10 protein-coding genes are annotated in these 11428 nt (G+C 71.5%); 7 read left to right on the plus strand and 3 right to left on the minus strand.

All coding sequences use genetic code 11. From position 1 onward, the window contains the following. The first annotated feature begins 168 nt into the window (after positions 1-168). The gene (locus HC362_RS04310; RefSeq protein WP_209265054.1) at positions 169-843 is read left to right on the plus strand and encodes an AIM24 family protein; all 675 of its coding nucleotides are present in this window, start codon (positions 169-171) and stop codon (positions 841-843) included. A gap of 112 nt (positions 844-955) precedes the next feature. On the opposite strand, the gene HC362_RS04315 is transcribed toward HC362_RS04310, so the two are convergent. Beyond that, the gene (locus HC362_RS04315) at positions 956-2161 is read right to left on the minus strand and encodes an FAD/NAD(P)-binding oxidoreductase (protein ID WP_243082436.1); all 1206 of its coding nucleotides are present in this window, start codon (positions 2159-2161) and stop codon (positions 956-958) included. Continuing rightward, positions 2158-2514 (minus strand): bifunctional 3-phenylpropionate/cinnamic acid dioxygenase ferredoxin subunit, encoded by a 357-nt coding sequence (locus HC362_RS04320; protein WP_243082437.1) that lies wholly within the window; start codon positions 2512-2514, stop codon positions 2158-2160. Before HC362_RS04320 ends, HC362_RS04315 begins: the two co-directional genes overlap by 4 nt. A gap of 269 nt (positions 2515-2783) precedes the next feature. On the opposite strand from HC362_RS04320, the gene HC362_RS04325 reads away from it, so the two are divergent. The 6 genes from HC362_RS04325 (at position 2784) to HC362_RS04350 (ending at position 10519) form a co-directional block, all read left to right on the plus strand. Continuing rightward, positions 2784-3587, plus strand: a complete 804-nt coding sequence (locus HC362_RS04325) for an IclR family transcriptional regulator (protein WP_243082438.1) — start codon at positions 2784-2786, stop codon at positions 3585-3587. A 282-nt stretch (positions 3588-3869) separates the two neighbouring features. Next, positions 3870-4955, plus strand: a complete 1086-nt coding sequence (locus HC362_RS04330) for an S-(hydroxymethyl)mycothiol dehydrogenase (RefSeq protein WP_209265047.1) — start codon at positions 3870-3872, stop codon at positions 4953-4955. After that, the gene (locus HC362_RS04335; RefSeq protein WP_243082439.1) at positions 4952-7444 is read left to right on the plus strand and encodes an FAD-dependent oxidoreductase; all 2493 of its coding nucleotides are present in this window, start codon (positions 4952-4954) and stop codon (positions 7442-7444) included. Before HC362_RS04330 ends, HC362_RS04335 begins: the two co-directional genes overlap by 4 nt. A 17-nt stretch (positions 7445-7461) precedes the next feature. Next, positions 7462-8661, plus strand: coding sequence for an N-methyl-L-tryptophan oxidase (gene solA / locus HC362_RS04340; RefSeq protein WP_243082440.1), 1200 nt, complete (start codon positions 7462-7464; stop codon positions 8659-8661). After that, positions 8658-9779 carry an aromatic ring-hydroxylating dioxygenase subunit alpha gene (locus tag HC362_RS04345; RefSeq protein ID WP_243082441.1) on the plus strand — a complete coding sequence of 374 codons (1122 nt, stop codon included), beginning with the start codon at positions 8658-8660 and terminating at the stop codon, positions 9777-9779. The genes solA and HC362_RS04345 overlap by 4 nt, the downstream gene beginning before the upstream one ends. A 47-nt stretch (positions 9780-9826) precedes the next feature. Beyond that, a complete protein-coding gene (locus HC362_RS04350; protein ID WP_243082442.1) occupies positions 9827-10519 on the plus strand; it encodes an HAD family hydrolase in 693 nt (230 codons plus the stop codon). A gap of 90 nt (positions 10520-10609) precedes the next feature. On the opposite strand, the gene HC362_RS04355 is transcribed toward HC362_RS04350, so the two are convergent. Then, positions 10610-11395: a FadR/GntR family transcriptional regulator gene (locus HC362_RS04355; protein WP_243082443.1), complete on the minus strand. Its 786-nt coding sequence runs from the start codon at positions 11393-11395 to the stop codon at positions 10610-10612. Positions 11396-11428: the final 33 nt, after the last annotated feature.

Genomic DNA, 11428 nt, shown 5'->3' on the forward strand with positions numbered 1-11428 from the left:
TTTTTTCACTGAACTCCTTTTTGGGACTTGTGACCGAGGAAGCGCTGACCATCGGGTTTCCGGGACGGGAAAGTCTCAAATCGCAGACGCGCACGCGGCTCGGCCCGAGTGCGGCGACTCGCGGGAAAGCACCTGGCTGAGCGGCGGGTTCCGGGGGAACATACAGCCATGCAGAGTGAGCTCTTCGCTACGAAGAACATGGCGCAGCCCAGCCCCACAGCGGGAATGGAGCTGCAGAACGACAAGTGCGTGAAGTACGCCGTCAACGGGGAGTGCTACGCGCGGCAGGGATCGATGGTGGCCTGGCGGGGGAACCTTCGGTTCGAGAAGAAGGGGCAGGGGGTCGGCAACTTCCTCAAGCGTCAGGTAACCGGCGAGGGGCTGGCGCTGATGTCGGTCAGCGGGCAGGGCGAGGCCTGGTTCGCGCACGAGGCGGAGAACTGCTTTCTCATCGACATAGCGCCCGGCGACTCGCTCACCGTCAACGGCCGCAATGTGCTGGTCTTCGACGCGGGGCTGCACTACGAGATCGGCATCGTCAAGGGCGCCGGGATGGCCGGCGGGGGGCTGTTCAACAGCGTCTTCTCCGGCCAGGGCAGGCTCGCCGTCATCTGCGAGGGCACGCCGATCGTCATTCCGGTCTCGCAGCAGGCGCCGGTGTTCGTGGACACCGACGCGGTGGTGGGCTGGAGTGCCCAGCTGCAGACCTCGCTGCACCGCTCGCAGAGCTTCGGTTCGATGATCCGCGGTGGCTCGGGCGAGGCGGTGCAGCTCAGACTGGACGGCGAGGGCTTCGTCATCGTCCGCCCCAGCGAGAAACAGCCTTCAACCGCCGGCAACTGATGCCGGACGTTGTGGTTGCGGTGGCTCCCGCCCCGTAAGGGGCGCGCGCAGCCCGCAGACCGCACAAAGGGGCACCCCCTCCCCGGACCGGGAGAGGGAGCCCCGCACAGGGTCAGGCAGCCACCATCCCGGCGCGAGCCAGCTCGCGCCGGGCCCGCATGAAGGGGCGCGGCCGATTGGCCGCGAGCACTGCCGTGGTGACACCCTCCCGTTCGTAGACCGCGAGGAAGCTGCGGTCCTCAGGTGAGCCCTCCACCACGCGTACGGTGTCGGTCTCCGCCCTGGTGCCCGCGAGCTGGAGCCGGACGCCGTACTGGTCGGACCAGAAGTACGGCAGCGCCGTGTAGGTCTCGACCGTCGTTCCGGCCAGCAGATTGCGCGCCGCGACGGACGGGGCCTCCATGGCGCTGGTCCAGTGTTCGGCCCGGTGCCCGGCGCTGCGGGCCACATCGCCGACGGCCACCACGCCGGGCACCGAGGTGACTCCGCCCGCGTCGCAGACCACGCCGTCGTCCAGGGGGATGCCGGAGCCCTCCAGCCAGCCTGTCGCGGGACTGACCCCGATTCCGACGACGACCACGTCGGCGGGCAGGAACCGGCCGTCGGCCAGCTCCACCCAGCCGACCCGCCGGTGCCCGGCGCCGGGCGCGCCCGGCACGTGCGCGTCCGCCACGCGCGTGTCCGGATGCAGCGCGCGCACCCCGGTGCCGGTGAGCAGGGTGACGCCGTGGTCGGTGTGCAGATCGGCGCAGAAGGCGGCCATCCGGGCGCCGAGCTGGGGCAGCAGCGGCTGGGCTGCCGCCTCGACGACGGTGACGCTGTGGCCGAGCGTGGCGCAGGAGGAGGCGACCTCGGCGCCGATGAAGCCGGCACCGATCACGACGACCCGCACCTGACCACGGCTGAGCTCCTCGCGGAGCGCGGCGGCGTCGTCCAGCGTGCGCAGCGTGTGCACCCCCGCCAGCGGCTCGCCCGGCAGGGTGCGCGGCACCGCTCCGGTGGCCAGGACGACACCGTCGGTGGACAGCCTGCGGCCGTCCGTGAGCGTGACCGTACGGGAGGGCGGGTCCAGGCCCTCGGCGCGGGTGCCCAGCAGCCAGTCGGCGTCGAGCTCGGCGATCTCCTCGGCGTCGGCGAGGGAGAGCCGCTCGGCGGTGAGCGCGCCGGTCAGGAACTCCTTGGAGAGGGGAGGGCGGTCGTAGGGGCGATGGTGTTCCTCCCCTACGATCACCAGCCTGCCGTCGTAACCCTCGGCGCGCAGCGCCAGTGCGGCGTGGAGTCCGGCCAGGGAGGCGCCGATCACGGTGATGGTCTTCATGCGGCGCTCCCTTGTCCGGCTGCGGCGGTGTGCGGTGCCTGTGCGGCCAGGTCGGCCTCGACGTGTACCCATACGGTGCCGTCGAGCACGCTCACCCGGTGGGTGCGTACCGCCTTGCGAGCGGGGAGGCAGGTGGGACGGCCGGTACGCAGGTCGAATGAAGCGGCGTGCAGTGGGCATTCGACCAGACAGCCCTCGAGCCAGCCTTCGGACAAGGACGCGTCCTGGTGGGTGCAGGTGTCGTCGATCGCGTAGAGCTCGCCGTCGGCGTTGAACACGGCGATGGGAGGTTCGAGGTCGAGACGGACGGACTCGCCTTCGGGCAGGTCCTCAAGGCGGCAGACAGGGATCACTGTGATTCACCTCGCGAGCACGTTCGAGTGAGCAGGGGCAGCCGGCCCCGGTGCCGGGTGACCGGGGAAGGTGCGGGGAAGACACTTCACTACTATCTGAGTTCCGCATCGCGCACGATGGAGCGTGATGCGCAACAGAATCCAAGCGGGGAGGCTTCACGTCAAGCACTCGCCGACGACCTCAGCGGATACTTCGAGGAGGACGGCACGCGGCCGCACACGAGCAATCGGGAACCACAACAAGGCCAGCAGGCGGTGACGTTGAGCAGATGAGTGAAAAAGCGGAGGACACAGGGACTGGCAAGCAGGCCAGGGGCGCGGCTGCCTCGGTCCAGTCGGTCGACCGCGCGGTGAGCGTGCTGGAGATCCTGGCCCGGCACAGCGACGCGGGAGTCACGGAGATCGCCGAGGAGCTGGGCGTCCACAAATCGACGGCGTTCCGTCTGCTGGGCGTACTGGAGGCCAGGGGGCTGGTCTCGCAGGAGCAGGACCGCGGCAAGTACTACCTGGGCCCCGGCGTACTGAGGCTGGCCGGGGCCGCGGCTTCCAGGCTGGACATCTCCCAGGAGGGCGCACCCGTGTGCCGGGAGCTGGCCGAGGACGCCGGGGAGACGGCGAACATCGCGGTACTGGACGACGACGCGGCGGTCAACATCATGCAGGCGCGCGGTGCCTCCTCGGTCACCGCGCAGAACTGGCTGGGCAGGCGCACACCGCTGCACGCCACCTCCAGCGGCAAGGCGCTGCTGGCGCACCAGCCGAAGTCGGTGCAGGAGAGCGTGCTGTCCCGGAAGCTGCCACGGCTGACGGAGTCGACGGTGGTCTCCCCCGCGGAGCTGCGCGCCGAGTTGAAAACGGTGGTCAAGACCGGTTTCGCGACGGCACGGGACGAGCTGGAACTCGGCCTGCACGCGGTGGCGGCCCCGGTGCGGGCACACGACGGAAAGGTCATCGGCGCGATCAGCGTCTCCGGACCCTCCTACCGGCTGGAGGAGGAACGCCTCCAGGAGGTCGCCAAACGCACCATGGCCGCCGCCCAGGACCTCTCCCGCCGCATGGGCTACGCCTACTGAGAGGGAGCGCGCCCCGCAAGAAGCGGGCAGGGGCACCCCCTCCCCGAAACGACCTCGAAACAGCCGTCGGAAACTACAAAATTCTGAAGGGGCGTCAGCAACGGCACCGCCCCGACCTCCCATAACTGCGGGTCCGGCCTCGGCCGGACCCGCATCGCGTCTTTCTGACTCCCCGTCACCAACCGCTGATCCACATCTCTTGACGGGCGAGCCCCGGCGTTCTCACTATGTCTCCCATAGCGCAACCAGTCGTGCACTACGCAACAACTGCGAGGTCTGGGAATGCCACACGAGGTCCGCGCTGTCATCGCGATGAAGAAAGACGCCCCAGCCGAGGTGCAGACGGTCCTGGTACCGGACCCCGGCCCGGGCGAAGTCCTCGTCTCGATCCAGGCATGCGGTGTCTGCCACACCGATCTGCACTACCGGGAAGGCGCCGTCGGCGACGACTTCCCGTTCCTCCTGGGCCACGAGGCCGCGGGCGTCGTCGAGCAGACGGGCCCCGGCGTCACCGACCTGCGCTCCGGCGACTTCGTCGTACTCGCCTGGCGCGCACCGTGCGGAAGCTGCCGCTCCTGCCGTAAGGGGCGGCCCTGGTACTGCTTCGACTCGCGCAACGCCCGGCAGCCGATGACGCTGCTGGACGGCACCCCGCTGACCCCGGCGCTCGGCATCGGCGCTTTCGCCGACAAGACGCTGGTCGACGCGGGCCAGGCCGTCAAGGTCGACCCGGCCGCACGGCCGGAGGCGGCCGGGCTCATCGGCTGCGGTGTGATGGCCGGCTGGGGCGCCGCCGTGCACACCGGGGGTGTCTCCCGCGGGGACACCGTCGCCGTCATCGGCTGCGGCGGCGTCGGCAACGCGGCCATCGCGGCGGCCTCGCTGGCCGGTGCGCGCCGGATCATCGCCGTCGACATCGATGACAACAAGCTGGATGTGGCCACCCAGTTCGGGGCCACGCACAGCGTCAACTCGCTCGGCACCGACCCCGTCGAGGCCGTACGCGAGCTGACCGGCGGCCACGGCGTGGACGTCGTCGTCGAGGCGGTCGGCCGCCCGGAAACCTATCTGCAGGGCTTCGCCATGCGGGATCTGGCGGGCGTGCTGGTGCAGGCCGGGGTCCCGGCGCCGGACGTGACGATCGAGCTGCCGTTCCAGGAACTGTTCTCGCGGGGCGGTGCCCTCAAGTCGTCCTGGTACGGGGACTGCCTGCCCAGCAGGGACTTCCCGGTCCTGATCGACCTCTATCTCAGCGGCAAGCTCGACCTGGGGGCCTTCGTCACCGAGACGATCGCGCTGGACGAGGTCGAGGTCGCCTTCGAGCGGATGCAGCGCGGCAAGGTTCTGCGATCGGTGGTGGTCCTGTGAGCGACGCTCCTGAGGCTCCCGGGCCGCAGACGAACAGCTCGCGTGTCGTCATCGTCGGCGCCGGGATCGTCGGCTGCTCGCTGGCCGACGAGCTGACGGCGCGCGGCTGGCGCGATGTCACGGTCCTCGAGCAGGGGCCGCTGGCGGCGCCCGGCGGCTCCACCTCGCACGCCCCCGGCCTCGTCTTCCGCACCAGCCCCTCCAGGGCGCTGACCCACTACGCGCGCTACACCGTGGAGAAGTTCAGCTCGCTGCGCCACGCGGGGCAGGCGTGCTTCCTGCCGGTGGGCGGTCTGGAGGTGGCCACCACCGAGGCCCGCTGGCGGGATCTGCACCGCAAGGCCGGACTCGCCGCCTCCTGGGGCGTGGAGGGCGAGCTGGTCGGGCCCGCGCGGTGCGCCGAGCTGTTCCCGATGCTCGACCCGGACACCGTGCTCGGCGGCTTCCACACCCCCGGCGACGGTCTGGCCCGTGCCACAGCCGCCTGCCTGGCCCAGATCGAGCGTGCCTCGCGGCGCGGGGCGCGTTTCCTGGACCGGCACACCGTCACCGGTGTCGAGCGCGAGGGCGGCCGGGTGACCGGGGTCGTCACCGGCCGGGGCACCTTCCCGGCCGACCACGTGGTCTCGGCGGCCGGGTTCTGGGGGCCGGTGGTCGGCGCCATGGCGGGCGTGGACGTACCGCTGCTGCCGCTCGCGCACCAGTACGCGAAGACGGCGCCGGTGCCGCAGCTCGCGGGGGCCGGGGCCGACGGTGCCGAGGCCGTCCGGCCCATCCTGCGCCACCAGGACCAGGACCTGTACTACCGCGAACACCTGGACCCGGAGGGCGGCCCCGGCCAGATCGGCATCGGCACCTACGCACACCGTCCACTGCCCGTCGACCCGTACACCGTCCTGCCCTACGACCAAGCCCCCAAGATGCCGTCCTCGCTGCCGTTCACAGCGGACGACTTCGCGCCCAGTTGGACGGAGACCGGCAGGCTGCTGCCGACGCTGGCCGACTCCCAGGTGGAGGAGGGCTTCAACGGCGTCTTCTCCTTCACCCCGGACGGGATGCCGCTGCTGGGCGAGTCCAGCACGGTGCGCGGCTTCTGGCTGGCCGAGGCCGTCTGGGTCACCCACTCTGCCGGCGCAGCGCGGGCCGTCGCGGAGCTGATGACGGACGGCCGCACCACGGTGGACGTGCACGAGTGCGATCCGCACCGCTTCGAGAAGGCGCAGCGCTCCCCCGCGTACGTACGTGAGCGGGGCGAACGCAGCTTCGTCGAGGTCTACGACGTGATCCACCCGCTGCAGCCGCCCGGCACCGGCCGCCCCCTGCGCACCAGCCCCTTCTACCCCCGGCAGCAGGAGCTGGGCGCCCACTTCCTGGAGTCGGGCGGCTGGGAGCGGCCCCACTGGTACGAGGCGAACGCACCGCTGGTGGACCAGCTCGGCCTGCGGCTGCCGGAGCGGGACAGCTGGTCGGCCCGGCACTGGTCGCCGATCGCCGCCGCCGAGGCGAAGCTGACGCGCGAGAAGGTCGCGCTGTACGACATGACGCCGCTGCGGCGGCTGGAGGTCACCGGGCCCGGCTCGCTCGCCTTCCTCCAGCGGATGACCAGCAACAACCTCAAGAAGCGCCCCGGCTCGGTCACCTACACGCTGCTGCTGGACGAGAACGGCGGCATCCGCAGCGACCTGACCGCGGCGCGGCTGGGCCCCGACCACTGGCAGCTCGGCGCCAACAGCCCGGCAGACCTGGAGTGGCTGGTGCGGCACGCGCCGGACGACGTACAGGTCCGGGACATCACCTCCGGCACCTGCTGTATCGGGGTGTGGGGACCGCTGGCCAGGGAGCTGGTCCAGCCGCTGACCCCCGCCGACTTCTCGCACGAGGCCTTCGGCTACTTCAAGGCGCGCGAGACCTATGTGGGCCACATCCCGGTGACCGCGCTGCGCGTGAGCTACGTCGGCGAGCTGGGCTGGGAGCTGTACACGGAAGCGGACGTGGGGCTGCGGCTGTGGGACACCCTCTGGGAGGCCGGACAGCGGCTCGGCGTCATCGCGGCTGGACGCAGCGCCTTCAACAGCCTCCGGCTGGAGAAGGGGTACCGCGCCTGGGGCGCCGACATGACCACCGAGCACACCCCCGAGGAGGCCGGCGTGGGCTTCGCCGTACGCCCCGCCAAGGGCGACTTCGTCGGGCGGGACGCGCTGGCCGCACGCGAGGTGCCCGCCAGGAGACTGGTGTGCCTCACCCTCGACGATCCGGCAGCGGTCGTCATGGGCAGCGAGCCGGTGCAGGTGGACGGGGTCGTCGCCGGCTATGTGACCAGTGCCTCCTACGGCTACAGCGTGGGACGGTGCGTCGCCTACGCATGGGTGCCGGCCGCCGCTGCCGAGCCGGGGACCCCGGTCGCCGTCGAGTACTTCGGCGAGAAGGTCGCGGCGACCGTCGCGGCGGAGCCCCTGTTCGACCCCGAGATGGCCCGCATCCGCCGCTGAGCCCGAGGAGGCCCGCAATGTCGCACTCCCGCGATGTCATCGTCATCGGTCTCGGCGGTATGGGCAGTGCCGCCGCCTACCACCTGGCGGCCCGCGGCCACCGGGTGCTGGGCCTCGAGCGGTTCGGCCCGGCCCACAACCGCGGCTCCAGCCACGGCGGCTCCCGCATCATCCGCCAGGCCTACTTCGAGGACCCCGCCTACGTCCCGCTGCTCCTGCGCTCCTACGACCTGTTCGCGAAGCTGGAACGCGACACCGGCCGCACCCTCGCCAACCTGTGCGGCGGCGTCATGGTGGGCCGCCCGGACAGCCACGCCGTCTCCGGCAGCCTCCGCTCGGCCCGGCGGTGGGGCCTGCCCCACGAGATGCTGGAAGCGGCGGAGATACGCCGCCGCTTCCCGACCCTTGCTCCCGCGGACGACGAGGTGGCGCTGTACGAGGAGCGCGCCGGGTTCGTCCGCCCCGAGGCGACCGTGACCGCCCATGTGCAGCTCGCCCAGCAGGCCGGTGCCGACCTGCGGTTCGAGGAGCCGGTGACCGGCTGGCAAGTGCTGCCCGGCGGCAGAGGCGTACGGGTGCACACCGTCGACGACGTCTACACGGCGGGCCATCTGGTGGTCTGCCCCGGCGCGTGGGCGCCGCGTCTGCTCGCCGACCTCGGCGTCGACTTCGCCATCGAGCGGCAGGTCATGTACTGGTTCCACCCGCGCGGCGGCACCGCAGCGTTCACCCCCGAACACCAGCCCGTCTACGTGTGGGAGGACACGGACGGTGTGCAGTTCTACGGGTTCCCGGCGATCGAGGGCCCGGAGGGCGGCGCGAAGACCGCCTTCTTCCGTAAGGGTGCGCTCTGCGATCCGGAGACCATCGACCGCACCGTCTCCGAGGCGGAGACCGCGGCGATGGCGGCGCACCTGCGCACCCGCCTCCCGGACCTGCCCGGGCGGCTGCGCAAGGCCGTCAGCTGTATGTACACCACCACCTCCGACGAGCACTTCGTGCTGGCCCGGCACCCGGAGCACCCCGACGCGGTGACCGTGGCCTGCGGATTCTCCGGGCACGGCTTCAAGTTCGTGCCCGTCGTCGGCGAGATCGTCGCCGACCTGGCGCTCGACGGCGCCACCGAGCACCCCATCGAGCTGTTCGACCCGCTCCGGGAGCCGCTGAAGGCCCCGCACCGCCAGTTCGCCACTCCCGAGGGAGAACCCACGCCATGACGACCGCTGTCGGCAGCCTGCTGGCGACCCTGCCAGGAGACCGCTACACCGATCCGGAGAACTTCCGGCGCGAGCAGGAGCGCATCTTCGAGACCGAGTGGTTCTGCGCGGTCCGCTCGGCCGACCTCGACAAGCCCGGCGCCTACCGCACCGTCCAGGTGGGCCGGGAAGGCGTGCTGATCACCCGCAACCGGCGGGGTGAGCTGCGGGCCTTCCTCAACGTGTGCCGGCACCGCGGCGCACGGCTGTGCACCGAGCAGTCGGGTGAGGTGCGGCGCAGCCTCCAGTGCCCGTACCACGCCTGGACCTACGACCTGGACGGCAAGCTGACCGCGGCCCCGAATCTGACGCGGATGCCGGATGTGGACCGTTCCTCGTACGGGCTGCACACCGTGGCACTGCGCGAGTGGCTGGGCTACGCCTGGGTGTGCCTGTCGCCCGAGCCGCCGTCGTTCGAGCAGACGGTGATGGGGGACGTCGCCGACCGGCTCGGCGGCACCGACGTGATCGGGCACTACGCGATCGAGTCGCTGGCCCTGGGCCGACGCCACACCTACGACGTGGCGGCCAACTGGAAGCTCGTCATCGAGAACTTCATGGAGTGCTACCACTGCGCCACCATCCACCCCGAACTGACCGAGGTGCTGCCGGAGTTCGCCGACGGCTTCGCCGCGCAGTACTACGTGGGGCACGGACCCGAGTTCGCCGCCGAGGCGGAAGGCTTCACGGTGGACGGCAGCGCGGGCTTCGACCGGCTGCCCGGCGTCCCGGACACCCACGACCGCCGCTACTACGCCATCACCATCCGGCCGCAGGTGTTCGTCAACCTGGTGCCGGACCATGTGATCGTCCACCGGATGTTCCCGCTGGCCGAGGACCGCACGGTGATCGAGTGCGACTGGCTGTACGCGCCCGAGGTGATCGCCGCGGGCGCCGACATCTCGCACTCGGTGGAACTCTTCCACCGAGTCAACCTCCAGGACTTCGACGCCTGCGAACGCACCCAGCCCGCCATGGCCTCCCGCGCCTACCGGCACGGCGGCGTCCTGGTCCCCAGCGAACACCACATCGGTGACTTCCACACCTGGGTCACCGACCGGCTGACCGACCCAGGCTGAGCGACCCGGGCTGAGCCCCGGCGCCGCCTCGTGATGGGGTGGGGCGCATGCACAGCGCGCCCCACCCTCCGCCCGGCCAGGCCCTGGCCGCGGCACGACTCGTCATCTTCGACTGCGACGGGGTCCTGGTCGACACGGAGCGGATCGGACCCGAGGTCGTCGCCGCCATGGCGACCGAGGCGGGCTGGCCGCTGACCCCGGCCGACGTGCTGGAGAAGTTCCTGGGCACCCCGGAGCCGTATCTGCTGGCGCAGGTGCGCGCCCACGCGAAGGTGCCGGTGGACGAGAGCTGGCTGGTGGAGTACCGCTCCCGGGTCGCCGCCGCGTTCGACGCGGCCCCGCACACGATGCCGGGCGTCCCCGAGTTGCTGGACGCGCTGGACGCGCGGGGCGTCCCGTACTGCGTCGCCAGCAGCGGCAGCCATGCGCGGATACGCCACTCACTGACGGCGACCGGCCTGTGGGAGCGCTTCACGGGACGGATCTTCAGCGCGGAGGACGTCCGCGAGGGCAAGCCGGCGCCCGATCTGTTCCTGCATGCCGCTGCCGTCTGCGGTACGCCGCCGGCGGAGTGCCTGGTGATCGAGGACAGCCCGGCGGGCGTCCGCGCAGCGCGCGCCGCGCACATGCCGGTCCTCGGCTACACGGGAGGGCCGACCCCCGCCGCCTGGCTCGCCGACGCGAGCGCGGGCACCCTGGCGGACCTTGGCGAGCTCCTGAATTTGCGGGGCGGCGAATAAGGGGCGCGGGGAACTGCGCGCGCAACCACAACGCACCCGCAGACTGCGACGCACAACAAGGGGCAGCCCCTCCCCAGAGGCGGTCGCGGGTCAGTCCAGCGCTGCCCTCAACCGCTCGCGGTCGCGCTCCGGAAGATGCGGGGCGTAGTGCTCGAACAGAGCTTCCCGCCCCAACCGTGCCGCACGGGCCCCGTCCGAGGCCCGCAGGGCGGCGAGGATCTCGCGGTGATGGACAACCGAACGCCGCATCCACTCCCCCGCATCCCCGTCCCGCTCCGCGCGGACCAGCTCTCCCTCGATCGCGTCCACGACCGCGTCGTGGACCGCCCGCGCGCACAGCGCGAGCAGCGCGTTCCCGCTGGCCTCGGCAACGACGCGGTGGAACTGGGCGTCGGCCTCACTGAAGGCGTGCGGATCGTGCGGGTCACGCGAAACGCAAACCCCCATCGTGTCGGCCAACTCCGTCAGCCGGCGCAGGTCCTCCTCCGTGTGCAGCCGAGCCGCGAGCCGGTAGCTCTCGGCGTCCAGCACCATCCGGAACTGGATCAGCTCGGCCAGTGAGGACAGGTGGGAGCGGGCGAGCCGGCCGAGGGCGTGGCTGAGGGTGTCGGGTGAGACGCCCAGCACCTCGGCGCCCAGCGGGTCGCCGGGCCGGGAGCGGATCAGTCCGGAGGACTGGAGGACCCGCAGCGCCTCACGGATGGTCGAGCGGCCCACGTCGAACTGGCGCACCAACTCCCGCTCGGCGGGCAGCCGGGAGCCCGGCGGCAGTTCGCCGGCGAGGATGCGCTCCTCGATCTGCTCGGCGACACGCTGGTAGGCGCGCACCGGGCGCACCGGCTGGAATCCGATTCGAACAGGCGACTCGGCCGACATCGGCGCCCTTCCTCGTGTTCGTGCTGTGTTTCG

The organism is Streptomyces sp. 891-h, assembly GCF_022760275.1.
In the GTDB taxonomy this organism is placed as follows: Bacteria; Actinomycetota; Actinomycetes; order Streptomycetales; family Streptomycetaceae; genus Streptomyces; species Streptomyces spirodelae.

Bases quoted from the DNA above. Each gene is read 5' to 3' on its own strand.
- HC362_RS04310 (WP_209265054.1), top strand. From the start codon at position 169: ATGCAGAGTGAGCTCTTCGCTACGAAGAACATGGCGCAGCCCAGCCCC.
- HC362_RS04315 (WP_243082436.1), bottom strand. From the start codon at position 2,161: ATGAAGACCATCACCGTGATCGGCGCCTCCCTGGCCGGACTCCACGCC.
- HC362_RS04325 (WP_243082438.1), top strand. From the start codon at position 2,784: ATGAGTGAAAAAGCGGAGGACACAGGGACTGGCAAGCAGGCCAGGGGC.
- HC362_RS04330 (WP_209265047.1), top strand. From the start codon at position 3,870: ATGCCACACGAGGTCCGCGCTGTCATCGCGATGAAGAAAGACGCCCCA.
- solA (WP_243082440.1), top strand. From the start codon at position 7,462: ATGTCGCACTCCCGCGATGTCATCGTCATCGGTCTCGGCGGTATGGGC.
- HC362_RS04345 (WP_243082441.1), top strand. From the start codon at position 8,658: ATGACGACCGCTGTCGGCAGCCTGCTGGCGACCCTGCCAGGAGACCGC.
- HC362_RS04350 (WP_243082442.1), top strand. From the start codon at position 9,827: ATGCACAGCGCGCCCCACCCTCCGCCCGGCCAGGCCCTGGCCGCGGCA.
- HC362_RS04355 (WP_243082443.1), bottom strand. From the start codon at position 11,395: ATGTCGGCCGAGTCGCCTGTTCGAATCGGATTCCAGCCGGTGCGCCCG.